The organism is Paenibacillus athensensis (assembly GCF_004514475.2).
Lineage (GTDB): Bacteria > Bacillota > Bacilli > Paenibacillales > NBRC-103111 > Paenibacillus_AL > Paenibacillus_AL athensensis.
On the sequence record NZ_MYFO02000006.1, the window covers coordinates 107,725 to 131,752 of the forward strand.

22 protein-coding genes and 1 pseudogene are annotated in these 24,028 nt (G+C 58.6%); 6 read left to right on the plus strand and 17 right to left on the minus strand.

What is annotated here, in order from left to right; translation table 11 throughout:
* Nucleotides 1-379: 379 nt before the first annotated feature.
* From B5M42_RS13185 to B5M42_RS13215, 8 genes are all read right to left on the minus strand, one after another.
* Entirely contained in the window at nucleotides 380-1,090 is a 711-nt protein-coding gene (locus B5M42_RS13185; RefSeq protein ID WP_134751008.1) for a Cthe_2314 family HEPN domain-containing protein, read from the minus strand.
* 12 nt (nucleotides 1,091-1,102) lie between these two features.
* Nucleotides 1,103-2,209 (minus strand): DMT family transporter, encoded by a 1,107-nt coding sequence (locus B5M42_RS13190; protein WP_230632888.1) that lies wholly within the window; start codon nucleotides 2,207-2,209, stop codon nucleotides 1,103-1,105.
* Nucleotides 2,206-3,966 (minus strand): UbiD family decarboxylase, encoded by a 1,761-nt coding sequence (locus tag B5M42_RS13195; protein WP_134751006.1) that lies wholly within the window; start codon nucleotides 3,964-3,966, stop codon nucleotides 2,206-2,208. The genes B5M42_RS13190 and B5M42_RS13195 overlap by 4 nt, the downstream gene beginning before the upstream one ends.
* Before the next feature lie 12 nt (nucleotides 3,967-3,978).
* Nucleotides 3,979-4,878 (minus strand): COX15/CtaA family protein, encoded by a 900-nt coding sequence (locus tag B5M42_RS13200; RefSeq protein ID WP_134751004.1) that lies wholly within the window; start codon nucleotides 4,876-4,878, stop codon nucleotides 3,979-3,981.
* 116 nt (nucleotides 4,879-4,994) lie between these two features.
* Nucleotides 4,995-5,129: a hypothetical protein gene (locus B5M42_RS25340; protein ID WP_268999190.1), complete on the minus strand. Its 135-nt coding sequence runs from the start codon at nucleotides 5,127-5,129 to the stop codon at nucleotides 4,995-4,997.
* 3 nt (nucleotides 5,130-5,132) lie between these two features.
* Nucleotides 5,133-6,383 (minus strand): RNA polymerase sigma factor, encoded by a 1,251-nt coding sequence (locus B5M42_RS13205; protein WP_134751002.1) that lies wholly within the window; start codon nucleotides 6,381-6,383, stop codon nucleotides 5,133-5,135.
* Nucleotides 6,384-6,388: 5 nt separating this feature from the next.
* Entirely contained in the window at nucleotides 6,389-6,739 is a 351-nt protein-coding gene (locus B5M42_RS13210; RefSeq protein WP_134751000.1) for a YciI family protein, read from the minus strand.
* 154 nt (nucleotides 6,740-6,893) lie between these two features.
* Nucleotides 6,894-7,250, minus strand: a complete 357-nt coding sequence (locus B5M42_RS13215; protein ID WP_329959311.1) for a thioredoxin family protein — start codon at nucleotides 7,248-7,250, stop codon at nucleotides 6,894-6,896.
* Nucleotides 7,251-7,421: 171 nt separating this feature from the next.
* Between B5M42_RS13215 and B5M42_RS13220 the strand changes: the two genes are divergently transcribed.
* Nucleotides 7,422-8,261: an SPFH domain-containing protein gene (locus tag B5M42_RS13220; protein WP_134750996.1), complete on the plus strand. Its 840-nt coding sequence runs from the start codon at nucleotides 7,422-7,424 to the stop codon at nucleotides 8,259-8,261.
* Nucleotides 8,262-8,265: 4 nt separating this feature from the next.
* On the plus strand, nucleotides 8,266-8,475 hold the full coding sequence (locus B5M42_RS13225) for a hypothetical protein (RefSeq protein WP_134750994.1): 210 nt from the start codon (nucleotides 8,266-8,268) through the stop codon (nucleotides 8,473-8,475).
* A 117-nt stretch (nucleotides 8,476-8,592) separates the two neighbouring features.
* Here B5M42_RS13225 and B5M42_RS25745 read toward each other — a convergent pair.
* Both B5M42_RS25745 and B5M42_RS13235 read right to left on the minus strand, forming a co-directional pair.
* Nucleotides 8,593-9,314 (minus strand): annotated as a pseudogene (locus B5M42_RS25745) (Fic family protein).
* Between the two features lie 343 nt (nucleotides 9,315-9,657).
* Nucleotides 9,658-11,199 (minus strand): copper amine oxidase N-terminal domain-containing protein, encoded by a 1,542-nt coding sequence (locus B5M42_RS13235; RefSeq protein ID WP_167689706.1) that lies wholly within the window; start codon nucleotides 11,197-11,199, stop codon nucleotides 9,658-9,660.
* Between the two features lie 526 nt (nucleotides 11,200-11,725).
* Between B5M42_RS13235 and B5M42_RS13240 the strand changes: the two genes are divergently transcribed.
* Nucleotides 11,726-13,099, plus strand: a complete 1,374-nt coding sequence (locus B5M42_RS13240; protein WP_230632889.1) for a DUF2515 domain-containing protein — start codon at nucleotides 11,726-11,728, stop codon at nucleotides 13,097-13,099.
* A gap of 617 nt (nucleotides 13,100-13,716) precedes the next feature.
* Here B5M42_RS13240 and B5M42_RS13245 read toward each other — a convergent pair.
* Genes B5M42_RS13245 through asnB form a run of 4 tightly spaced genes read right to left on the minus strand, consistent with a single transcriptional unit; the run spans nucleotide 13,717 to nucleotide 18,642 of the window.
* Nucleotides 13,717-15,444 carry a putative polysaccharide biosynthesis protein gene (locus tag B5M42_RS13245; RefSeq protein WP_134750989.1) on the minus strand — a complete coding sequence of 576 codons (1,728 nt, stop codon included), beginning with the start codon at nucleotides 15,442-15,444 and terminating at the stop codon, nucleotides 13,717-13,719.
* Nucleotides 15,445-15,486: 42 nt separating this feature from the next.
* A complete protein-coding gene (locus B5M42_RS13250) occupies nucleotides 15,487-15,969 on the minus strand; it encodes a DUF456 domain-containing protein (protein ID WP_134750987.1) in 483 nt (160 codons plus the stop codon).
* A gap of 34 nt (nucleotides 15,970-16,003) precedes the next feature.
* Nucleotides 16,004-16,744, minus strand: a complete 741-nt coding sequence (locus B5M42_RS13255) for a Cof-type HAD-IIB family hydrolase (protein ID WP_134750985.1) — start codon at nucleotides 16,742-16,744, stop codon at nucleotides 16,004-16,006.
* A 20-nt stretch (nucleotides 16,745-16,764) separates the two neighbouring features.
* The gene (gene asnB, locus B5M42_RS13260) at nucleotides 16,765-18,642 is read right to left on the minus strand and encodes an asparagine synthase (glutamine-hydrolyzing) (protein WP_134750983.1); all 1,878 of its coding nucleotides are present in this window, start codon (nucleotides 18,640-18,642) and stop codon (nucleotides 16,765-16,767) included.
* Between the two features lie 178 nt (nucleotides 18,643-18,820).
* On the opposite strand from asnB, the gene B5M42_RS13265 reads away from it, so the two are divergent.
* Together B5M42_RS13265 and B5M42_RS13270 are read left to right on the plus strand one after the other, a co-directional pair.
* Nucleotides 18,821-19,123: a putative quinol monooxygenase gene (locus B5M42_RS13265; RefSeq protein WP_134750981.1), complete on the plus strand. Its 303-nt coding sequence runs from the start codon at nucleotides 18,821-18,823 to the stop codon at nucleotides 19,121-19,123.
* 195 nt (nucleotides 19,124-19,318) lie between these two features.
* A complete protein-coding gene (locus tag B5M42_RS13270) occupies nucleotides 19,319-20,056 on the plus strand; it encodes a LysE family translocator (RefSeq protein WP_134750979.1) in 738 nt (245 codons plus the stop codon).
* A gap of 137 nt (nucleotides 20,057-20,193) precedes the next feature.
* Here the strand turns inward: B5M42_RS13270 and B5M42_RS13275 are convergent, their stop codons facing one another.
* Nucleotides 20,194-20,937, minus strand: a complete 744-nt coding sequence (locus B5M42_RS13275) for a MerR family transcriptional regulator (protein ID WP_134750977.1) — start codon at nucleotides 20,935-20,937, stop codon at nucleotides 20,194-20,196.
* Between the two features lie 191 nt (nucleotides 20,938-21,128).
* Here B5M42_RS13275 and B5M42_RS13280 point away from each other — a divergent pair, with 191 nt between their 5' ends.
* Nucleotides 21,129-21,641, plus strand: a complete 513-nt coding sequence (locus B5M42_RS13280; protein WP_230632890.1) for a hypothetical protein — start codon at nucleotides 21,129-21,131, stop codon at nucleotides 21,639-21,641.
* Between the two features lie 121 nt (nucleotides 21,642-21,762).
* On the opposite strand, the gene B5M42_RS13285 is transcribed toward B5M42_RS13280, so the two are convergent.
* Nucleotides 21,763-22,233, minus strand: coding sequence for a GNAT family N-acetyltransferase (locus B5M42_RS13285; RefSeq protein WP_230632891.1), 471 nt, complete (start codon nucleotides 22,231-22,233; stop codon nucleotides 21,763-21,765).
* A gap of 68 nt (nucleotides 22,234-22,301) precedes the next feature.
* Nucleotides 22,302-23,870, minus strand: a complete 1,569-nt coding sequence (locus B5M42_RS13290) for a sensor domain-containing diguanylate cyclase (RefSeq protein WP_134750975.1) — start codon at nucleotides 23,868-23,870, stop codon at nucleotides 22,302-22,304.
* Nucleotides 23,871-24,028: the final 158 nt, after the last annotated feature.

Sequence of the window (24,028 nt, forward strand, 5' to 3'; positions counted from 1 at the left end):
CCGGGCGCGACCCAGCCTATGCGGCCGCCGATGCCTAGAGGCGGCCGAGGGACACCGGCCCGGCACCGGCAGGCCCGACCCAGCCTATGGCGGCCGCCGCCGTGCAGTGGGCGCGACCCGAAGCCCGACCACGCCAAAAAGATGCTTCCACAACCACTTGAAAAGTGGATCTGGAAGCATCTTTTTCAGCTCCGGGATGAGGCAGTCCTCGATCCGAGGTCTCTGATCGGAGCGCCGGATCCACAAACCCGCGTCTGATGCGGGCTATTCCAACCGAGCTAACGGATATCCTATTCGCCGCGCCGCGCGCAACTTTCGGAGCGCGGTGCCGCCCGTAAGGCGGCTGACAAACCCGTGCTCCTGTCATGGCTCGGCCCCGCTAGCTTTTGGCCTGCTTCGAAATATACGTAAAAGCAAGCGTCAGCGTGCGGCAGACCAGATCGAACCCTTTTTGCAAATCGGCGACGTTTTGATGCACGTTCTCCACATGGATGCGCTCGCCGGGAATCGGCTGGGTTTGCAGCAAATCATCAAGCATTTCCACATTAATGTAGTGGATTTCCATGTTGCGCTGATTGCGGAGCCGGTCCAGCACGTCCTTGTATTCGTTTTTCAGATCGTAAAGCCGCTGCTCCAGCGTGTCGTGAATATGCCGCTCGTGCATGCGCCGCAGCACCGTAAAATACGAAAATCGCGCCTTGATCGCTTCGGTTTTCAGCTCAAACAAATCGTTCATGAACGTGCCCAGCTTATCGAGAATCGAAAACACGCGAATAAAGCCGTTTTTATAAAAATAAACGAAGCGATGGTAGTCGTCCAGCTCCTGCGGATCCATCTCCTCGACATACGCCCGATGCACCTGTGCCGCATACCGCGTGCAGCAATACAAGCTTTGCTCCAGCTCGTTCAGAGCGTCGAGAAACCCCTTGCTCCAAATGGCCAGACGGTGCTGCTTATGCAGTCGCTGGCCTTTGATCCGCTTGCCGGCAGCCGGCTCCAGCGAACGAATGTATGCGCGGATCGCCTGCGCGGTTTGCAGCAGCAAGCCCTCGTCCTTGCGCTTGGGTTCCCCGAACAGTAGTCTCAGCATACGCTCACCTCGTCAAATTTGTTGGTCGACCTCGCTTCCGACGACGGCCTGTCCGCCGGGCCGCTTGCTCTGGGCCTGCAGGGCAGGCATTCCCGCGCGCCGGTCACGCTGCACCAGGTACATCGCGATCAATACCCCGACCGCTCCGGCGCATTGGTAGACCGACAGCGTTTCGCCCATTAGCACCAGACCGGCCGCAGCCGCCGTCACCGGCAGCAAATAACCGTAAGCCGACGCCTTGATCGGTCCAAGCCGGGCCAAGCATACATTATGCAGCCAAAAGCCAAGCCCCGTTGCCAGCACGGCGGTGTACAGCAGGCTGATCCAGCCCGTGCGCGAAATCGCTGCGAAGTAGGCGGCGTCGGCGTGCAGCAGCACAAACGGCAGCAGCGCCGCGGCTCCGGCGGTCATTTCGGCGGTTAACAGCACGGTAACCGGGTATTTTTTCACAAGCCTGCTCATCCCGGTCAGGTAAAGCGCTCCCATCACACTGCGGGCCAGCAGCAGCAGGTCGCCGCGAATCGTATCCGGGCCAAGATGGAAGCCCTCTGCCCCGCCGGATACGATGATCAGCACGCCGGCCAGCGCCAGTGGAATACCCGCGGCCAGCCGCCACGTAATGCGAGCTTGGCCGGCAGCGAGCGCCAGCAGCACTGTAATAATCGGCATCATCCCCCGACCGAGCACAGCGCCGTTGGCGGCATTGGAATATTGCAGCGCGTACTGGAGCAACGCCTCCATCCCGACGGCATTCAGCACGCCAAGCCCCGCGATCAGCAGCAGATCGCCTGGCGACCGCAGCAGCGCGCGCAAAGGCTTGCGGCAGTAAATCACAGTATATGCACCGAGCAGCGGAATCATACTGGCAAAACGCAGCCCGTTAAACACCAACGGGTCCCACTCCCGGCCGCCAAGCTTCATCGAGCTTAAATTAATACCCCACAGCACGTAGACGATGACAAAACCAAGATGTGGCAGCACGCCGCCAAGCCCGCCAAGCAGAGCAAAGCGACGGCTGCCCGGCGAGCGCTGTGAAATATCCGCGCCCAACCGCTCGCTCCCGCCGACGGAATCCGCATCCGGCCGCGGCGCCTTGACCGCTTCCCTCCCCCGCTTCACGCGAAATATTCGCGCCAGCGGCGGTCGACCAGCTCCACGATGTCCTCGCGCGGGAACAGCTCGTCCGGATAACCCGGCTTCATCCGCGCATCGATCACAATCGGCAGCTCGTAACGGATATGATGGCGGTGCAGACTGGATCGGGCGTACATGTCGGCAGCCGGATTAAACCGTGTAAATACCGTCCACAAAAACGCCGTTTGATCGGCCGCTACAGCTGTATCGTCAACGAGCACGACAAGCGGCCATGCCGACAGCCGTTCCGCGGAGCTGGCCACCAGCCGATGAGCCAGCTCCGGCTCATCGGCATAGGCTGCCCCTGACACAACGAGACAGCCGCCGCAGTAGACGGCGATATCGCGAATTTCCGGCAGCTCGCCGCCGTCGTAAGCGCGAGGCAGCTCGCGTACAGGCTCGCCAACGCCAAGCAGCACCGCTTTGCTGCCGTGATTGAGCTGGTGGCCGGTATAATCGAGCGTATCGTGCGATGTGTTGTTGAACACAAACAAGTCGCGATACGGATCGAACCGTTCCAGCACCGTTTCCAGCAGCAGCGGAAAGTTGTCGAGCGGCACGGCCTGATCGGTCACGATCAGGAATTTGGTCAGCGTCAGCTGACCTTCGCCGAGAATGCGGAACGCCGAGCCGATCGCTTCGCGCTTGTAGCTTTCGCGCACAACGGCGGCAGCCAGCGGATGGAAGCCCGTTTCAGCGTACGTCCACAGCTCCTTCACGCCGGGCATCGCCATCGGGAAAGCCGGAGACAAGAGCCGCTGCAAAAACTCGCCGAGGTAATAATCCTCCTGTCGCGGCTTGCCGACAATCGTCGCCGGATAAATCGCATCCTTGCGGTGCCACACATGATTGACCTGAAATTCGGGAAAATCGTGCTGCAGCGAATAATAGCCGTAATGGTCGCCGAACGGGCCTTCGGGACGCCGCAGATGCGGCGGCACCGAGCCGCAAATCGCAAACTCGGCTTCGGCGACGAGCCGGTGACCGCCCTGCGGATTGGCAACGACAGGCAGCTTTTGCCCCAGAATCAGCGAAGTCAGCATCAGCTCAGGCAAATGCTCCGGCACCGGAGCGATGGCCGATGCAATCAACGCCGGCGGACCGCCGAGGAAGACGGTCACAGGCAGCGACTGCCCGCGTTTTTCCGCTTCATGGTAGTGGAAGCCTCCGCCTTTATGAATTTGCCAGTGCATGCCGGTCGTCCGATCATCGAACACCTGCATCCGGTACATGCCCAGATTGTGATGACCGCCGTCGGGATGCTCGGTATAAACAAGCGGCAGCGTCACGAACGGCCCGCCGTCCTCCTGCCAGCTCGTCAGCACGGGCAAGCCCGCCAGCGGCTGCTCGCGGCGTAGCGCGCCGAGCACCGGCGCCTGATTCGGCTGAACCTGCTTGGTGCCGACCTTGAGCAAATCGAGCAGCAGGCCGCGTTCTTCCCACAGCCCTTTCGGCGTCGGCGGCAGCAGCGTGCTCATGGCGTTAACCGCCGAACGCATGAACTGCTCCGGCTTGGGTCCAAACGCGAGATCGACCCGACGGCTGGTGCCGAACAGATTCGTCACCACAGGGAACGAGCTCCCCTTAACATTCGTAAAGAGCAAGGCAGGCCCTTGCTCTTCAATCACTCTTCTATGAATTTCGGCCAGCTCCAGATAAGGGTCGACCGGCGCGGAAATTTCCGCCACTTGCCCTTCTCTGCGCAGCACATCCAAAAACACCCTCAAATTCGTAGGCACCATGCTTTTCACCTTTTACCCTTTGCGAGAATAAAGCGTTAAAACGCCAAGATAGCTTAAACAGCCGAATAAACAAGCGATAATGACCGCATGAATCATGCCCGTCAGCAAATAGGCCAGCTCATTGCCCAGCGACCAGGTCACCAGCGCGCCGCTGAACACCTGCAGGATGACAAACGCAAGCGCCCATATGCTGCCAAGCACCAGCTTGCGATGAGCCGCGTACTGCTTACGAGCCAGCGCCGCCAGAATCACAATGACCACCAGCAGCAGCGCAGCCGCAATGCGGTGAGCAAATACGATGCCTGTGGCTCCCGTCATTTCCGGAATCCATTCGCCGTTGCACAGCGGCCAGCCGGTACATCCGCCGGACGACACCGTATGGCGGACAAACGCGCCTATATACACAACGCAATACGTATAAATCAGCACCAGCCAGATGAACCCCCGGAAGCGCGCTCCCAGCGGGGACGGTCCGGCGTAATCCCCCCATGAAGTAAACGACAGCGCCAGCAGCAGCGAAAAAGCGAACGCCAGCAGCGACAAGCCAAAATGCAGCGCCAGCACAGCCGACGACTGCGGCCATACGACCGCCAAAGCGCCCATCACCGCCTGCGCCAGCGTGAGCGCAACCGAACCGACTGCATACCAGCGGGCATCCTTGCGGCGAATGTAGAGAAACACGAGCAGCGTCACAAGGACCAGCAGCAGCGTCACGACGCCGACCACGGCGCGGTGGCTGTATTCAATAAAGGAAGAAATCGTATACGCCGGCACGAACTTGCCGTTGCACAGCGGCCAATCGTCGCCGCAGCCGCGCCCCGATTCGGTTTTGGTGACCAGCGCCCCCATGATCAAAATCAGGAACATGCCGACCGCCGAAGCATTGGCGAGCCGTTGAATCCATTTTTGCATTGCCTGCACCCACTTCTATATCGCTGATGTCTTATTTGCGCGAAATATGGACAACCCCGTCGGAGCTATCCGATTTCATTATAGCGGTAAAACGGGGGTAAATCCATTCGGAAATGTTACAAAGCCTTGACGCGTGCGGCCGTTTTGCCGGACGCCTGCCCCAGCCGGGCGAGAATGAAAAAAGACCGTTCCCCGGAACGGTCTGCCTGCATGTCCTGCGTTGATAAAAAACGAAGCCGCTTGGCGCTCATCTGCTACTCCTGGCGCTCCTGGCGCTCCAGCCTTGCGGACTGCCGCAGCAAAAAATCGCGCACGGCCGGATCGGCGCACAGCCCGATCGCCCGGCTGTAAGCCGCTGCCGCTTGCTCGCTGCGCCCGAGCTGCGTCAGCAGATGCGCAGCCAGCGCCCAATACGGCTGGTAGCCGTCCGCAGCCGCAGCCGGAACGGCCGCGAGCAGCGCGAAGCCGGATGCGGCTCCGCGCGCTTCGCCCGCCGCAGCGGCGCGGCCGACAAGCGCCGCCACTGTCGGGGCGGTCCGCACCAGCCCTTCATACAGCAGCGCGATCGCTTCCCAATCGGTATAACCCGTCCGCGCGCGGTCGTTATGTACCGATTGGATCGCGGCTTGCAGCTGGAAGCGGCCGGTGCGGCCCGCCTGCGCGGCGCGCGCGAGGCACCCCTCGGCTTCGCCGATCAGCGCTGCCGACCACAGGCCGACCGGCTGCTCCGACAGCGGCATGTAAGCGCCGCTGCCCGTGCGCCGGGCCGGGCGCCGCGCCTCGCAGTGCAGCATCAGCGCCAGCAAGCCGAGCACCTCCGGCTCGGCGGGCAGCAGGCGCTGCAGCAGCCGCCCGAGGTACAGCGCTTCGCCGGCCAGCTCGCGGCGGCGCGAATCGGCGCCGGACGCCTCGTCCCAGCCGCTGCCATAGGCCGCATAAACCGCTTCGAGCACGGCGTCGAGCCGCTGGGGCAGCTCCTCGCGCTCCGGCAGCTCGAAGCGCACGCCCGCCTCGCGCAGCTTGGCCTTCGTGCGCGTGAGCCGCTGCGCCATCGTCGCCGGCTTGACGACGAACGCCGAGGCGATGCGGGCCGCGTCGAGCCCCAGCACCGTCTGCAGCATCAGCGGCGTGCGCATCGCCGGATCGACGGCCGGGTGCGCGCACGCGAGCAGCATGCGCAGCCGTTCGTCCGGCAGCGCGGCGGCCAGCTCCCCGGGGGCGTCCGCTGCCTGCTGCAGCCGGCCGGCCAGCTCCGGCAGCGCCTGCGCCTGCACGCGAGCGCGGCGCGCGCCGTCGATCAGCCGGCGGCGGGCCGCCGTCAGCAGCCAGGCGTCGGGCTTGGCCGGAACGCCGGTACGCGGCCACGACGCCAGCGCCGCGACGAACGCGTCGGCCAGCGCATCCTCGGCTGCGGCCACGTCCCGCCACTGCACGGCCAGATAGGCCAGCAGCCGACCGTAGGATTCGCGCGCCGCCCGTTCAACGGCGTCCTGCGCCTCAACCATCGGCGTTACCCCCGCAGCGGCGGCAAATTCGGACGCACCTCAACCGCGCTATTGGGACAACGCGCCGCCCAGGCCATAGCCGTATCCAGATCCGGCACGTCGAGAATGAAAAATCCGCCAAGCTGCTCCTTCGCCTCGGCGATTGGCCCGTCCTGCACCAGCAGCTCCCCGTCCTTGCGACGCAGGCTGGCCGCCGTTTCCGGCAAGTCCAGTCCGGCGCTGCTGACGACGATGCCGGCTTCGCGCAGCGTTGTCACATAATGCGCCCAGCCGGCCAAATAGGTCGCTTTTCGTTCAGGATCATTCCGTTCCGCGAATTCCTCTTTCGTTTCATAAAACAACAGTGTGTAATGCATGCTCGTCGTCCCCCTGATTCGTAATCGGAGCGATTTCGGCCGCTCTCATTCCAATGACGAAGCAGCAGCGGCGATTTCTACATGAATGGAAAAAAATTTCGCCAGCCACACCGAACGCAGCTTTTGCAGCGCGGCATCGGCCTACCGGCAGCTGTCAGACCCCCGGCAGCGCCTCGGCCACCTGCAGCGCCCGGTCAAGAAACTGCTCGATTTCCTCGCGCGTTTTGCGCAGCTTGCTGACGAAACGCACGACTTCCTTGCCATTGCGGAAAGCGATGAAGCTCGGGATGCCGAGAATACCCAGTTGCTCGCACAGATCCGGCACCTCGTCGCGATCCAGCTCCGCAAACTCGATCCGCCCGGCATACGCCGCTTCCAGATCTGGCATGAAGGGCTCAATGTAGTGGCAGTCCTTGCACCATGTCGTTTTAAAAACAGCCACGCTCAAGCCGTCGCCGGCAATAAAGCTCTGGAACAGCTCATCATTGGATATTTTGCGCATCGCGTCCACCTCATTTGTTGTTCGTAAATTGATTCACTTATAGCACGACAGGAAATGGCTGTCAAGTCGCACGAAACCTATTTACAGATACAGTAAAAAATGATATCATAAAAATATCAAAAAAGTATTAAAAAGATATTTGGTTCGTTCTGGTTATTCCATTATAAAGGAGCTGATTCCATGAAAGAAAAGAAAACATGGTCGGTCAACGGATTTTTGGGATTGGTGCTTTGTCTGCTTGCGATCGCCGTCAGCATTTACCTGCTCGCGCAGGAATATGTCGCCTCGGGCATCGTCCTGCTCGTACTGGCGGTGCTGTTCAGCTCGACCTTTACGGTTGTGCAGCCGAATGAAGCATCGGTGGTGACGTTTTTCGGCAGCTATCTCGGAACGATTCGCAAAAGCGGGCTTTGGCTGGTCGTGCCGTTCTCGATCCGCCGCAAGGTGTCGCTGCGCGTGCGCAACTTCAACAGCGTCAAGCTGAAGGTTAACGATGTGGAAGGCAATCCGATTGAAATTGCCGCTGTAGTCGTGTTCAAGGTCGTCGATACGGCCAAAGCGCTGTTTGACGTCGACAATTACGAGAAATTCGTGGAAATTCAAAGTGAAACTGCGCTGCGCCACGTCGCCAGCAAATATCCGTATGACCGCTTTGAGGGCGACGGCTACTCGCTGCGCGGCAATGCCGACGAAGTCGCTACGGAGCTGAGCGCTGAGCTGCAGCAGCGTCTGTCGGTCGCCGGCGTGGAAGTCGTGGAATCCCGGCTGACGCATCTGGCCTACTCGACCGAAATCGCCAGCGCCATGCTGCAGCGCCAGCAAGCATCAGCGATTCTCGCTGCGCGGCAAATTATCGTCGATGGCGCCGTAGGCATGGTGCAAATGGCCATCGCCAAGCTGGAGGCCGACGGCTTGCAGTTGGATGAAGAGAAAAAAGCAGCGATGACCAACAATCTGCTGGTAGCGATTGTCTCGGACCGTTCGGCAAGTCCGGTCATCAATACCGGAACGTTGTACTAGACCCATGGCTCCGAAAAAAAACTTCCCGCTCCGGCTCGATCCGCAGCTCTACGCGGCATTGGAGCGCTGGGCGGACGATGAATTCCGCAGCGTCAACGGACACATCGAGTTTCTGCTGCGGGAAGCGCTGCTGCGGGCCGGGCGCCTGCCGAAGCCTGGCGCAAGCGGCGGGACTGGAACGGAGCCGAGTCGCGACGACGAATCGGCTCCGTGAACGAATGGCAGGCGGCTTCGCGCCGGCCGGCCGGCAACACGACAAAGAGGATGCTCCAAAGACGCGTGAACGCGTTTTAAGAGCACCTCTTGTTTTTGCGCCTAGCCCCCACTCAGATCAACCGCAAATAAAATCAAAGGTTTTATCCAGCGTTCTGGTAACCAGCCGCACAAATGGCGTATGATCACCTGTAGTATGTGCGAGATCCAGCGCTGAGTAATATTCAGCCCGATCCTCTTTTTCAATTACAATGGGTGGGTAACCGTTTTTCATCAATTCAAGGTTCAACAACAACCTCGTCGTTCTGCCGTTTCCGTCGATGAACGGATGAATTTTCACAAATTCAACATGAAGGTAAGCTGACCGCTCCACCGCATGCAGAGCAGTTTGCCAGTGATGATCGTAGTTGTGTATGAGTTCTTCCATAAAGGCTTTTACTTGAAAGTAATCAGGCGGAATATGCTTGGCCCCGCTAATGATTACATTTTCTTTTCGGTAAGCTCCCCATGCTCATCGTCAATACTTTTGAGAATAAGCCGATGTATACTCTTTACCTGCCACTCTGACAACGGCTCCTGCCGCCTGACAATATCCTCTACATACAGGATGGCTTCTTTATGATTGATGACCTCCAGATGCTCTTTAATGGTCTTTCCGCCAATGGTGATACCTTCAAGAGCTACCTTGGTTTCGGATAACGTGAGTGTATTCCCTTCAATTGCATTGGAGTGATAGGTCCAGTTTACGATTAAATGCTCGCGGATACTTCGTAAAGTATGTACGGGCAAGGGTCGTTTTTGGTCAAGCACCTGTTTTTTCTCGTCGATTTCCTTAAACACCCATGATCGCTCCTGTCTTGAATACCGAAGGATTTATATTGATTATACATCAATCGTTATGGCAAAAGAAAAGAGCACTGGCCTGGAGGGGCTAGTGCTCTTTATTGTGATGCAATGCTTCCACCAAAATTCCTAAGGGATCGGCTTTTTGTCAGCCAATCAGAATAGCGCATGTATTCACCTCCTTTCTACAACCATGTACCCTTAGAACGGGAAAGATTAACATTTAGATCACAAACTCACAAATTCAGGACTATTAGACTACTACTCGATCCCACAGATAAAAAAGAAGTCTACCATCAGGCAGACCTCCCATTCATGCTTTTTTCCTGACACTGACGCGCTACTCCCGCACAATCGATACCGTGCGCGAGACCGCATCCCAGCCGACGTGCGCGCCTAGCTGCTCGGCGATAAAACGCACCGGCACATAGGTGCTGCCGCCAGTAATCGTCGCCGGCTGCTCGAGCTCAACCTCTTGTCCGTTGACCAGCGCCATGCGGCTGTCAATCGTCAGCACGATGCGCTCGCCGCTCGTCTCGTCGGTAATGGTGACTTGACGCGTCGCGTTGTCCCAGGCAATATTCGCGTCGAGATTCTCCGAGACGTAACGGGCCGGCACCAGCGTCACGCCCCCGCGGATAAACGGCCGGCCGCTGTCGCCGGGATCGCTCCCCGCGTCCGCACCCATGACCATACGCACATGTTTCGCCGCGAGCCTGACGTCTTCCTTGAGAAAGCGAAACGTCTCGCTTTGCGGATCAAACACATGCAGCAGCTGTGTGCGATTCAGTGCATGACCGCTACCCAGCTCCAGCGCACCGGCCGTATCGACCGGCTGCTTCGCCGTCACCGGCTGGCCGATGTCCCACAGTTCTTTGTCCGCTTTGACGGTAACGGTAGCGACCGATTTGCCGTCAGCATCCAGCCGCGGCCACGCAGCTTCCAGCACTCCCTTGCGCGTTTGATTGCTTTCATCCAGGTACAGGTCCAGCTGCAAGGAAGCGCCGTTGATGGTGCCTGCTTGCGCTGTCAGCAGCGCCGCCCCTCCGCTTTGCACGCGATCCCGCACGGTAGTGTACAGCAGCTCTACGGAGCGCTCCTTGCTGCTCAGTACGGAGCGTACAAGCGGGCTTAATCCGGAATCGGCAGCCAGCAGGTCAGGCCCGACAATGTCGTACAGATCGCCAAGCAGCTTTTTCGTTCCCGTCTCATCCTGCCTAAGCCGCCCCAGCAGCTGCTTCAGCCACGGACCCAGCTCCCCGGTGCCGACGGCTATATGCAGCTTGCTTACTGCCAACTCCTCCCCGTGAACGGTCACTTTCTCCGGTGTCACGGCAATCGTCGGCGGATTTGGCGCATTGGCAACCAGCCAATTGATCAAGGCTGGCGTAAGCTCGTCAAGATGAGCGGCAACCGATTGCTGCAGCTTGGCAAGCACCGGCTGCAGCAGCGCTCCGGCCTCGCCGGCCGCATCGACGCTTTGCGGCAGCCCGGCATGCCATACGATCGGCTTATTGGCGCCAGCCAGCTCCATAATGAAATCGTTGCCGTCTACATAAGCCTGGAACGGCATAGCCGTCCGCTCCGGCGTCCGCAGCTCGCCTTCATACGATACGTGCTGCTTGTCCGCCCGGAGAATGACGGGCACATCCACGGCAAGCTCGCGCAGCTTGGGCAGATTGGCTTGCTGCTCGTTCGTCAAGCCTGCCGCCGGTGTCAGCTGTACGGTCAACTGCAGCTCGGAACGGCTCGACGGCGCGTCCAGCGCCTGCAGCATGGCTTGTTTGACATCGACGCCGCCCACGCTCTGACATCCGACAAGCGCTGTGAGCAGCGCCATCGCTGCGGCTCCGGCCGCTTTTTTCCCAAACGTTCGCTTCATTCCATCATTGGCTCCTTCCATGATCCGCTTAGAAGTCCGCTGAAAAGTTGCCGGAGAATCGATAGGGAGTTGGAACAGCGTCAGCGGTCGCCTTTGTAGGCGGATTTTCACCCCAAATGGGGTCATTTCATCGAAAAATCCGGCTACAACAGCGAGTGGAAACCGCTATCGACCGGAGGACACTGGTTTTTCATCGGACTTCTAGTAAAACTATAACAAGACTCCAGCGTAATCTCCAGCAGAAAAACAACCCCCGCGGCTTCGCCCCAGAAAGCAGAAACCACGTTCAGCGTCTCGTCATATATATGGCTAGAAAGGCAAATAATAGAACCGCATGTCCGCGGTGCAGCTCCCTTCAGGGCCTTCACGGCGCGCCGCCTGGAGTAGCATATTCGGCGGCACTATCGAGTCGATGGGCCTTCAGGATCGCGCACGGTGCGTCACAAGAAGTCACGCGCGGCGCGGATAACAGGACGGAGTACGCAACAACGAAGGTGCCGGCATGCGGCATCGTCAGGGAGGGCGCATGAGCGAATCGATGAAACAATCGGGCGGTTTCGTCCGCCGCTGCCAGAAGCTGCTCGGGCGGCTGGCTCAGCTTCCCGTTGCGGGGCTGGAGCTGCTGCTGGGCCGGGCGGGTGCGCTGCTAACCTCAGCGCAGCTAAGCAAGGATGCACAGCTGCTGGATATCGCACCGGCCGCGATTCGGCGGCTGGAGCTGGTCTGGCAGCGTCAGCTGCGCCAAGGTGCGGGACCGCTGCCGCGGCTGAGCGCTGAGGAACGGCAGATTGCCGCCCGCATCCGTGAGCAGACCGCTCGGCACAACCGCAATAACGTGACGCGCACCGAAGCGTATTGGGAAATTTACAGCAGCCATCCCGAGCTGCATTGGGCGCTGCTTGCTCATATGGTCTCGCGCAACGGGGGCTGGTCCATGACCGACCTGCGCGGCGAGCTGCTGCCGCGGCTGCTCAGCCGCAGGACGACCGAAGCGCTGTTTGCGCTGTTGGAGCGGGCCAACGCGCTGATTTTTCAAGACGCTTATCCGCAGCTGCTGCTGTATCGGGAAAGCCGGCGGCGCGGGCGAAGCCTTGCGCATCTGCTGCCGCATTTCGGCGTCTCGGCCTTCATGACGCCCGTCTGGCAGCAGTTCTGGACGTATGGCGAATCCGCGCCCTTGACGGTTGCGCTGATCATTAACGAGCAGCATTATATCGAACAACGGGTCGTTCGCTCGCCGCATTTTCAAGCAAGCGTGCTCGATACGCTGCTGTTCAAAACACAGGGCTGGCTTCAGCTTAATCCTGTAGTGTTTCCATACGAGACCACGGCGGGAAGCGGCACGCCGGAGCCTTCTTCCGATTTGCGAAAAAGCGGCGGTGAAGCCGGTTCGCTTCGATTGGCCGGGTTGATTCTCGAAAATTTCTCCAACTTGACGGAGCGGATTGAATTCGGTAAAAAGCTGTACGCCCTGTTGTTCGGCATTCCGGCCGTCCACCGCGGCGTCGTGGCGTTCGCAGAGCAAACGCCACATACCGGCTCGCGCGCCGACTATTGGCCTCATCTGTTCGCAGCCACACGCAAAACCGCCCCTGAAGCCAAATTTCAGGAGCGTCTCGACGGCGGCAAGCTGCGGCCCGGAGCGGAACCGCTCTACAGCCCCAAGCTGGCGCGGGCATGGCCCGACCGCAAGGTAGCGTCGGCGGAGCCCGGCGACTGGTTCAACAGCCTCAAACAGACCGCCTTTTTACAAACTATTCCGCTCCCGTTTCCGTTCGATATTACCGCCGACGCCCTGCTCGGTTTAAATGCCATCGAGCTGGCTGTGCTGGCAGCGGAAGCTTTGGCCGCAGGTGGACGCGCCGAAGAAGCCCGTCCCGGGGATTGGCCTCAGCCTTGAATGCGCTGTCCCGCTCCAGAGCGCATATTCACCAAAGCTTCCATAGCTTGGCCCTAGCCTTGTCTTGTTCACCGTCTCATCGGCAGCAGCTTACAAAAAATGTCGATTCTCTCTCCCGGCATACAGGAGGAAAATCGACATTATAGTATATGCTTAATTTCACGTATCTCAACTAGGAATAAAGCACAAAGGGTATTGACCCTTTAATTTGTCCGCCGAATGGCGGCATTGCGCTCAGTTGACGTGCACGGTGAGGAGATTGTATTCGACTGCCGGGCGAGTTGTCCTGTGGGATTGGACATTTTCCCGATTTTGTCTTTTCAAAAGAAGACACGGCCTCCCCCTGCATGCTCACCATTTCGGAATCGCCGGACCGTCCATATATGGCATTGATGACCGTCAACACAACTGTATATTGTGTTTTCAGAAAATGGTAAGTTGAGAGGCTACTTATGCTCTCATGTCCACTATTTAAAAGACAAATCGAGCAAAATGTCCACTGGGGGTGGATGTCTGCCACATAAACCCTGACGCAAATCACGCCGCTGCGGTATCAAAAAACGCGGCTTGCCCAACTAGCCTGCTGCCAAGCTGCTCAAACGCGTCGCGCCCTCCAATCAACCTGATCTGCGCCCAAGCAGACGGCCGGCTCTGGCGATCAGCTTTTGCAGCGGGGCCGGAAAGCTTTTGACATCGTCTTTGGTGACCACTTTAGTGGCCATCAACAGCAGCGGATACAAGATCAGCATAACCCCGCAAACGAGCACAGCGTTGATGCCTTCGGTCATCCGGGCAATGCCCGTATCCAGGTAACGATGCGTCGCCATTTCGACCAGCAGGCCCGCTGCCGCCATGACGGCGCTTGTCAGCAGCAAACCGCTCCATCGCTTGCCCAGCACGTTAAAGCGGATTTCTTTGCGCAGCGAGCGCAGGTTGAACGCCGTCATGACGATAAAGCACAGTCCTGTCGAGAGAATAATGCCATAGATGCCCAACCACGGAGCCAGCGCAAAGCTGCCGAGCAGCTTGACGGCGATGCCGTAAGCCACGTGCTGCATCAGCGGCTTCATCCGGCCCATCCCCATCAGTACCGCACCGGATGTCTGCATGACGATCTGGAACATCGCGCTGAGCGTCAGCAACGCTATCATCGAAGGCCCGTGGGAAAGACCCATCGCTGAATTTTCATAGCCAAAAATAAAACCGTCAAGCGGACGCGCTGCAACGCTGATCATCAGTACAGCCGGCAAGCCGCTGAGCAGCGACAGCTGCAGCACCCGGGTCGTCTGGCGGCCGACCGTATCGAGCTCCTTGCGCGAATACGCTGCAGAGATGATCGGCACTACGGACTGGCTTAACGCAATCGCCAAAATAATCGGAATGCCGGCCAACGACTGGGCCCGGCCCCCAAGAATGCCGAGCAGCTCCAGCGCGCCCTGTTCGCCGAATCGGCCCTTGAGCAGCGGAATGATGATCGAGGAGTCGATGTTGTAAACGAGCGTCACCGTCACCGAGAAGATGACGATCGGCACCGCCAGCCTCAGCAGGCTGGCGTAAATCGCCCCGTACCCGAGCCGCCCTTGCGGCTCTCCGGGTACGGCTGCGCCGCCGCTGCCCCCGACCGGCAGAGGCACTACAGCGCCGTCGCCACCGGCAGCGACGGCGGCTTGTCCCGGCGCGGCCCCAGCCGCCGCGCCAGCCGCGGCATCGCTGCGAGCCAGCTTCATGGCGTAATACGCCATGACCGCCAGCGCTGCGATGCCGCCCGTGACGCCGCCGAACGAAGCGCCGGCGACGGCCCATTCCGCGCTGACGCCCAGCAGCGCGTAGGCCAGACCCACGGCCGTGATCAGGCGGAACACCTGCTCCACGACCTGGGACACGCCGTTCGGCATCATATGCCGACGGCCTTGAAAATACCCCCGCATAATCGCAATCAGCGGGAACATCAGCAGCGCCGGAGCAATCGCCCGCGTCGCCAGCACCGCACGCGGATCACCGGAAATGTTCTCCGCGTAGAACGGAGCGAGCGCATACAATAGCGCTGCCATGACCACCCCTGCGCCGAGCGCAAACCAGATCGCCGCACGGTAGATGCGGTCGGCTTCGGCCTGGCGGCCCAGCGCCGTCTTCTCGGCAATCAGCTTGCTGAGCGCGCTGGGAATACCTGCCGTCGCGATCACCAGCAGCGTCGAATACAAGTTAAACGCAATCGTATAGCTGCCCATGCCGGCGTCGCCGAGCAAATGGACCAGCGGAATACGCTGAAAAACGCCGAGAAACCGCGCTACAAGCGCGGCTACGGTCAGAATCAGCGTGCCTTTGACCAAAGAATCCTTTGTCACCGTCGTTCCTTCTTTCCTGTTTGTCCAACGCGCTTGCCGGCGCTACAGCAATACCCACAGCAAAAATAACACAATCATCACCAATTGCAGCACAACCTTGACCACAACGCTGGAGAAAAATCCGAGCACCGAGCCCCAGCCGACACGCAGCGCCTGCTGCCAGGATGTGCCAATGATCAGCTCGCCGATCACCGCGCCGATAAACGGGCCCAGAATCAGTCCGAACGCGGGAATGACGAACGGCCCCACGATCAGCCCGATTGTGCTGCCGATGACCGAAGCGCGCGAGCCGCCGAACTTTTTGACCCCCATCGCGCTTACCGCGTAATCGGCTACCAGAATAATGACGACAATCAGTGTTTGCAGCAGCCAGAACAGCCACGTGAACGGTTCGAAGCTGATCAGCCAGCCATACAGGAAAAAAGCGCCATAAATCGCCAATACCCCCGGCAGCACCGGATACACCGCACCGGCCATCCCGATTGCGAACAAGGCAATAACCAAAATCCAGCCCACAATATCCATTCGTCCCACCTGCTCCCATAAGCCGGCGAACCGGCTAATCTACCAAGATATACCCGCGAATGACCTCGGCGACACCATGTTCTTCATTCGTCACCGTCACCCGGTCGGCGAGCAGCTTGACGCTATCCTGCGCATTGCCCATCGCAACGCCAAGTCCGGCGGCCCGCAGCATCGCCACATCGTTTTCGCTGTCGCCCATCGCTACAACCTCGTTCATCGTAATGCCCAGCAGCTCGCAAACCGCGGCCAGGCCGCTGGCTTTGCTGACGCCGAGCGGATTCAGCTCAATATTGTACGGATGCGAGTTCGTAATTTCGAGCTCCTTCCAGCTTTCCACGATGTTGCGCACCTCGGCCAATATCCGCACATCCTCATAATAAAATCCGAATTTCAGCCACTCCACGCTGTCGAGCTGCTCCGTCCATTCGTCGCGATTGTACAGACGGTCGACCGCATACGCCCACCACCAGGTGTTATGACGAACGGCCAAGGCATGCAGCCTGCGCACATACTCGGGGTCCATCAGCTGGCGGCGCAGCAGCGTATCGGGCGCGCTCCACACCTCGCTGCCGTTGACAGCAACAATGGGCGACGTCAAGCCCAATTCCTCTATATAGGGCACAATGCTGCGCATCCCCCGGCCCGTGGCCAGCATAACGGTAACGCCGGCAGCTTGAGCTTCGGCAATCGCCTGTTTGTTTTCTGCAGAAATTTCCTTCGCTTCATTCAGCAGCGTGCCGTCCATATCCAGCGCCAGCAGCTTGTATCGTGTCATGTCGTAATTCGCTCCTTCTTCTAGTTGACGGCTGCTGCCGTGCGTACCGGCAGCTCATCCATATAAGTTGTATGCCACAGAGCAAACATATAAATCGTCCAGATGTGGCGGGCAAAATCGCCTTGTCCGCTGCGATGCTTTTGCGCCAGACGCTCCACTGCCGCCATATTGATGTAATCCTCGATGCCGCTAGCCTTGATCTGCTCGACCAGCTCCCCGCCTGTCGGTCCCTTCAGCCAATCGCGCAGCGGAACGGGAAATCCGAGCTTCGGCCGGTTAAGAATGAAATCGGGAATGATGCCTTCCATCGCTTTGCGGAATATATACTTCGTCGTGCCGCCGGCAATCCGGTATTTGGCCGGAATGCGACGCGCCACCTCGTACAGCTCTTTGTCGAGGAACGGCACGCGCAGCTCCAGCGAATGGGCCATCGTCATTTTGTCCGCCTTCATCAGAATATCGCCGGGCATCCACAGGTTCAGGTCAATGTATTGCATCCGGCTGACCGGATCAAGATGACGGGTTTTGGCGTAATAATCGCCGGCGATTTGCAGCGGATTCTTGTAAGAGCGCAGCATTTCGCGGTCGAGACGCAATACTTCGGCCTTCATATCCTCGGAAAAAATTCTGGCGTTGCCGATAAAACGCTGCTCCAGCGGTGTCGTGCCACGCAGCAAGTAGTTGCGTCCCTTGACGCCGCTTGGCATCATCCGCGCCAGCCGGTTGAGCATCCGTTTCACACTGCCGGGCAGCCGCTCGACCGGCGCCAGCGACAACGGCTCGCGGTAAATCCGGTAGCCGCCGAACAGCTCATCCGCGCCTTCGCCGGAGAGCACGACGGTCACATGCTCACGCGCCAGCTGCGCAACGTGGTACAAAGCAATGGCCGAAGGATCGGCCACAGGCTCATCCTGGTGCCAGACCGCGCGCGGCAAGCAAGCGAAGAAGTCTTCCTTGGTGATGATTTTGGCATAATGGTCCGTACCGAGCGCCTGCGCCGTCTGCGCCGCAATCGTCGTTTCATTGTTGGGTCCTTCGAAGCCGACGCTGAACGTGCGAATCGGCTCGATGTTGCGCATATGCGTAGCAATCGCCGTGGAGTCGATGCCGCTGGACAGGAAGCAGCCGCGTTCGACGTCACTGACCATATGGTGCGCCACCGAATCCTTGAGCATCTCGCGAAGCTGCTCGACATACTCCTCGAACGGACGGTCGACCGGCTCGAACATCGGGTCCCAATAACGCTGAATCGTCATTTCCCCGTCATAGGTCACTTTGACGTAATGAGCAGGCGGCAGCTTCTGGATGCCGTAGAACATCGTATGGGGCTCCGGCACGTATTGAAAGGTCAAATAATTCATCAGACTGTCCGTATGAATCAGCCGGTTCATGCCCTCGGCCGCCAGCAGGCTCTTGATTTCGGAGCCAAAGACGAACTGTCGGTCGTTGACATGATAGTAAAACGGCTTGATGCCGAAGTGGTCGCGCGCGCCAAACAGTTGTTTTTTGCGTTTATCCCAGATTACAAAACCGAACATGCCGCGCAGATGCTTGACGCAATCCTCGCCGTACTCCTCGTACATATGTACAATGACTTCCGTATCGCTATGCGTACGAAAGCGGTGGCCGCGATCCTGCAGCATGGCGCGCAGCTCTTTATAGTTATAAATTTCACCGTTAAAAATAATCCAGACCGAGTCGTCCTCGTTGGCCAGCGGCTGATGCCCCTCCGCCAAGTCGATGATCGACAGCCGGCGGAATCCCAGCCCGATCCGATTGTCGGTCCAAAAGCCCGAATCGTTCGGACCGCGGTGATGAATGACATCCGTCATCTGCTGCAGCATCGGCAGCGCCGGTTCTCTATCTTCAAAATACATTACGCCGGTGATCCCACACATGGCGACTCTCACTCCTCACGGTCATTTGCGATACATTAGTATACCATATCTTGCCCCCAGACTGTTAATAAGAAAGCCGCACCCATGACTGACCGTACTTGTCAGCCAATCTAAGGTATACTAATACCGAAACTGTCAAACAGCTATGGCCGGTATCGGCGAAAGGGAGGATATAAACATGGAAAAATTCGGTTTATACGGCAAGCTGACGGCTCAGCCGGGACAACGCGACGAGCTCGCGGCGCTGCTGCTCGAAGCAGCCAACGCGGTTGAAGCAGCCGACGGCTGTTATTTGTACATCATTAATTTGTCGGAGGACGAGCCCGATGCCATTTGGGTGACGGAGGTATGGCGGGATCCTGCCGCTCATCAGGCTTCACTGGCGTTGGAAGAAACACGCTCGCTGATTGCCAAAGCCCGGCCGCTGATCGCCGGCATCGAGCAGGTACGGCTGCGCACGCTGGGCGGCTTGGGCCTGTAACGGCCACTCTGATCTGCCCCGTATTTTTTCCATATATTGAAACCATAACTTTCTTATGGTATGTTTAGAAAGCAATAATCCGCCCGTGGCGCTAACCAGAGCGGATTATTTTCTTTTACCGCGATTCAAGTCATTCCCCGGAGGCCAGCCTTCCGCTCAAATTCAACTGCACACTCTCCAAGAAGGGGTCCATACATGAGTGCGCTTCACGCCTTTACGCAAGGTTTTTTGTTCTCGCTTTCGCTGTGCTTCGATCTCGGCCTCGTCAATGTCGCGTTAATGCGCCGCGGCATGGAGCGCGGCTTCGGGGCGGCCTTCATGCTAGGCTTCGGCTCCTGCTTTGGGGATTTGTTTTATTTGTCCTTGGCATTACTCGGGGTCAGCGCCGTCTTCGAGCTCGCCCCCGTCAAATGGACGCTGTGGCTGGCCGGCTCGGGATTCCTGCTTTATTTGGCCTGGAAAATGCTGCGCAGTTTACGCAGCGCGCCTGAAGCGGCCCGCGCAGATGCCGCCGCGGCAGCTGAAACCGCCAGCGCCAAAGAGCCTGCCGGCGCCAGCGCTGCCGGACAAGCGGCACCGGGCCAAGCTGCTTATCGGCCGCAACGTTACGGGCGCGATTTTGCCGCCGGCATCGGTCTGGCCCTGTCGTCGCCAAGCGCGGTCGCTTGGTTCGCGCTCGTCGCCGGACCGATGCTCGGCCAGATGCAGGTCGGCCGCGCCGAGCTGACCAGCTTCATGTCCGGCTTCTTCGTCGCCGGGCTGCTCTGGTCGCTGGCGATGGCCGCTTTCAGCAGCTTGTCGGGCGCCATGCTCGGCGCAAGTGCCGTGCGCATATTGGCGCTGCTGTCCGCGCTGCTGTTCGTTTACTTCGCGGTGCGCATCTTCCTGCACGGACTCGCGGAGCTGGCGGGCTATCGGCTTTGGCCGCTATAGCCCAAGGGGCCGCCCCGCCGCCATGACATCGCGGTGGAACAGCCCCTTTTTCAGCGTGAATAGATGTGAATCGTCAATTGTTGGCTTCTTGCGTTTAACGTTTCTCCGGCTGCATGAACAGCGCAAAATGGGGAGTCCTAGCCGTTGCGGTCGGCGTATACGGCCATTGCATCGCGCATAAACAGCGCCAAGCCCTCGCCAAACTGGTCGATGTTGCGCGTAAAGCGTTCATCGTCCACGTACATTTGCCCCAGTCCGCGAAACGCCTCCAGCGAATAGCTGCCCATCCGGTTGAGAAAATCGTACCAGGCCTGAATCGCCGCCTGCGCCTCCTCCGAATCCGGCGCGCCGCCGCGCAGCTCCGCCAGCCTAAAGTAGATCGCATTCATTTCCTGACCGAGCTGATTGTGCTGCTCTGCGGACATCCCGTTCAATTTGGCCTTCGAATCGTCGACAGCCTTGTCTCCCCAGCGCTCCCGCGCTTCTTGCTCATACGGATTATGACCGAAGTCAAAGCCCTTGAATTTGTCCTGTTGCGTCATGTCCAGTTCCCCTTTCCAATGCCGAATGGTTTTATCAATCGTTTCGATCATACTTTCGATCCGGGCCCGCCTGTCGACCAGCATCCGGCGATGCATCGCCAGCGCTTCCTCGCGGTCAAACGAAGGACTCGAAAGAATATCCTTGATCTGCCCAAGCGGGAAGCCCAGCTCGCGAAAAAACAAAATTTGCTGCAGCGTTTCCAGGTTGGCGTCCGAATACAGCCGATAGCCGGCTTCCGTCGTCTGGTCGGGCGTCAACAGTCCAATTTCATCGTAATGATGCAGCGTGCGCACGCTGATGCCGACAAGATCGGCCACTTCCTTGACTTTCATGAAAATGAGGTCGACCTCCTTTCACCACTTACTATAGGGTATCACGTAACGTGAGAGTCAACACCAATTTCACCGGCTTGCCCCCCAAAAAATCAGTCTCCAGCCCGAGACGACTCCCGCACCGCGGCAGGAAGACGGCTTGCTCCGCCCATGATAAGCTGAAATTACATCCAAAACAGATCAAAGGAGCGAGTACATTGAACGTAAACCGCAGCGCCTTTTTGGGGCCGATTCTCATTTTGTTGGGCGTTTTCATGCTGCTCAAGGGCCAGCCGGTGTTCCATACCGGCAGCATTTTCACCTACTTCTGGCCGTCGCTGTTCGTCCTGCCGCTGGGCGTGTTTTTCCACTGGCTGTATTTCTTCATTTTGCAGCGCCGCGGCGTCGGCGTGCTGGTTCCCGGGGGCATCCTTTTCACAGCCGGCATCGTCTGCCAGCTCTCGATGCTGTTTGACCTGTGGCATCTGCTGTGGCCGGGCTTCATTCTCGCCGTCGCAGTCGGCCTGTTCGAGCTGTATTGGTTCGGCGGGCGCAACAAATGGCTGCTCATTCCGATCAACATTCTGGCGGTGCTGGCTGTCGTATTTTTCGGCGTCTTCTCCGTCGGCTATTTGCTGGGCAGCTTGTTCGGCGGGCAGCCGATTCTGGCGATTGTGCTGATTGCTGCAGGCGCAGCCGTACTGTTTATGCGTAAAAAGGCGGTCTATTAAGCCATTGCACGGCTATCGCTATACCACACGCACGCAAAAAAGCGCGAGCAGAAAAGGCGTTACTGCCTGATCTATCGCGCTTTTTTGCTGTTGAATCGGCGTTTACGCTGCCGGCGCCGGTCTATTCGCGGAATATTTGCATCCAATGATCGGCGTCCGCCATGCGGGTAAAGCCGAATTTGGCATACAGCCCTTCGGCGTCTTCTGTAACAAGCACGAAGCGGCGCAAGCCTTGCAGCTGCGGATGCGCAACGATGCTGGTCAGCAGCTGCTTGGACAATCCCCGGCCGCGATGCTCGGCGACAATAAACACATCCGTCAAATAAGCAAACGTCGCGCAATCGGAAATAACCCGGGCAAATCCGATCTGCTTGCCATCCGCATAGACGCCAAACACCAGCGCCGAGTATTGCAACGCACGCCGAAAAGCCTCCAAAGTCAGCGATTTGGCCCAATACATATGCTCGTGCATATAAGCAAACACGAATTCTCCGTCAACGCGACCCCTATCGCTCGAAATAACGACTGTGCCTCTGTCGTCACGGTACTGCGCTTCAACTACGGCTCGACTGCCCATCTGGTTGTCCGTCATCGTCCATCCACTCCCCATACCGCTTGTCCGTCCGCACTGACCTTCGGTTAGCCGACATTTGCGCCGCCTTATTCCCCGTTTAACGTCACCTTGTTTTTGCCGTTGTTTTTGGACATATACAGGGCTGCATCGGCATCCTGATATAGCTCCTCGAACGTATTGCCGCCCGGACCGACCGGAGCCGCGCCAATGCTCGCCGTGACGGTCACCTGCCGCTGCCCGTCAAGCGTGAAGCTGCGCTCCTGCAGCTGCTCCAGAAATCGCCCAGCCTCACGCAGGCTTTCTTCGGCGTCCAGTCCGGTCAGCAGCACGGCGAATTCCTCGCCGCCAATCCGCCCGATGACTCCTTTGCCGCCATAAGCCGCCTTCAGCCGCCCGGCAAATTCCGTCAGCACCCGATCGCCGGCCGCATGGCCGTAGCTGTCGTTGATCGTTTTGAAATCATCGATATCGATTAGCAGCAGCGCAGCCGCAGAGCTGATTTTTTTCAGCCGCTCCCGCACCTTTCTCAAGAAATACCGGCGATTATGCAGCCCCGTCAGCTCGTCGACCGCGGCTTGCTGCATCAGCTCGCGCTCATAGCGCTTTTTATCGCTTATATCCGAAAACATCAGCAGCATGGCGCTCGGCCCGTTCGCTTTGCGGCCTACCGGGGTTAACGCAGCACTGTAGCAGACATCGTTCGGCAAATCCACCTCCAGCGTCGTTTCTCCGCGCCTGCGGTATGCAGCCGCCAGCTCCAGCTTTCCTTTCAAAAAACGATGGATCGGCTGGCCGAGCGCTGTCGGAGTGCCGCCGGAGCCTTCGCCTGCCTCTGCCGGCTCGCCGCTCAGCACCAGCAGCATCCGCTCCGCAGCGGCGTTCACATCGACGATGGTGTCGAACGGATCGGTCAGCACGATACCGTCCTTCATGCTCTGAAACATTTTATCCTTGGCGATCGGCCAGACCGAAAGCAGCTGGTAGCGAAACAAGGCGTAATACATGATCAGGCCTGAAGGCACAAAGCTGAGTGCGGTCGCACCCAAAACTCGCACCGGGAGCACCGGCAGCAAAAAAATCGGCGCCACGGCCATAAGCAGGCCGACGAGCAACCACACATAACGCTTGTAGTAATGACGCGGCGCATTGCGTAAATTTACTGCCAGCACAAAAATGGCAAATACGCAAAACATCTGATTATAGACGATAAAAATCATATTCAGCAGCGTCGGCTGCACGCGAATCTCACTGAGCTGCCACATCTCCGTCAGCCCGACGCTGCTGCGCATCCAGTGATGCAGCGGATCGGTAAAAATCAGCAGCATATACGCCACGATCGGAATGGACAGCAGCGTCAGCTGCCTGCGCATGCGCACTGGGGATTTGCCGAGAAAATCGGTGACGGTGGCATAGGTAAACAAGGCGCAAAAAAACAGCGGCCCCTGCTGCAGATTGCGCCACCACAGCTTCCATGCAAATGAACCCGCCATAAGCTCGAAGACGGTCGCCAGCATGACTGTGGAAGCCAGCAGCGCGATGATCCAAAAAAAACGCCGCCCCGGCGTATGACGGTAACGGTACGAATATCCGCACAAAAATAAACCCAGCGCGGCGGCAATCAGCATATAAAAAGGATAACCCTGCATCCACTGCATACGATTGTACCCCTGTTTCTATAGGTGTAGTAGTTTCATTATAGCGGTTTTTAGCGGCAGGCCAACTGTTTTTTGGCCTTATGGGAAAAAATCGGTGATCAGGGCGAATGCCATTTTTTTCTAGCCAAGAGGTCATTTGCAAAACGGCACGCACTTGT

Bases quoted from the DNA above. Each gene is read 5' to 3' on its own strand.
- B5M42_RS13240 (WP_230632889.1), top strand. From the start codon at position 11,726: ATGAGCGAATCGATGAAACAATCGGGCGGTTTCGTCCGCCGCTGCCAG.
- B5M42_RS13265 (WP_134750981.1), top strand. From the start codon at position 18,821: ATGGAAAAATTCGGTTTATACGGCAAGCTGACGGCTCAGCCGGGACAA.
- B5M42_RS25340 (WP_268999190.1), bottom strand. From the start codon at position 5,129: ATGAGCGCCAAGCGGCTTCGTTTTTTATCAACGCAGGACATGCAGGCA.
- B5M42_RS13195 (WP_134751006.1), bottom strand. From the start codon at position 3,966: ATGGTGCCTACGAATTTGAGGGTGTTTTTGGATGTGCTGCGCAGAGAA.
- B5M42_RS13225 (WP_134750994.1), top strand. From the start codon at position 8,266: ATGGCTCCGAAAAAAAACTTCCCGCTCCGGCTCGATCCGCAGCTCTAC.
- B5M42_RS13250 (WP_134750987.1), bottom strand. From the start codon at position 15,969: ATGGATATTGTGGGCTGGATTTTGGTTATTGCCTTGTTCGCAATCGGG.
- B5M42_RS13205 (WP_134751002.1), bottom strand. From the start codon at position 6,383: ATGGTTGAGGCGCAGGACGCCGTTGAACGGGCGGCGCGCGAATCCTAC.
- B5M42_RS13290 (WP_134750975.1), bottom strand. From the start codon at position 23,870: ATGCAGTGGATGCAGGGTTATCCTTTTTATATGCTGATTGCCGCCGCG.
- B5M42_RS13210 (WP_134751000.1), bottom strand. From the start codon at position 6,739: ATGCATTACACACTGTTGTTTTATGAAACGAAAGAGGAATTCGCGGAA.
- B5M42_RS13270 (WP_134750979.1), top strand. From the start codon at position 19,319: ATGAGTGCGCTTCACGCCTTTACGCAAGGTTTTTTGTTCTCGCTTTCG.
- B5M42_RS13285 (WP_230632891.1), bottom strand. From the start codon at position 22,233: ATGACGGACAACCAGATGGGCAGTCGAGCCGTAGTTGAAGCGCAGTAC.
- B5M42_RS13235 (WP_167689706.1), bottom strand. From the start codon at position 11,199: ATGAAGCGAACGTTTGGGAAAAAAGCGGCCGGAGCCGCAGCGATGGCG.
- asnB (WP_134750983.1), bottom strand. From the start codon at position 18,642: ATGTGTGGGATCACCGGCGTAATGTATTTTGAAGATAGAGAACCGGCG.
- B5M42_RS13255 (WP_134750985.1), bottom strand. From the start codon at position 16,744: ATGACACGATACAAGCTGCTGGCGCTGGATATGGACGGCACGCTGCTG.
- B5M42_RS13220 (WP_134750996.1), top strand. From the start codon at position 7,422: ATGAAAGAAAAGAAAACATGGTCGGTCAACGGATTTTTGGGATTGGTG.
- B5M42_RS13185 (WP_134751008.1), bottom strand. From the start codon at position 1,090: ATGCTGAGACTACTGTTCGGGGAACCCAAGCGCAAGGACGAGGGCTTG.
- B5M42_RS13200 (WP_134751004.1), bottom strand. From the start codon at position 4,878: ATGCAAAAATGGATTCAACGGCTCGCCAATGCTTCGGCGGTCGGCATG.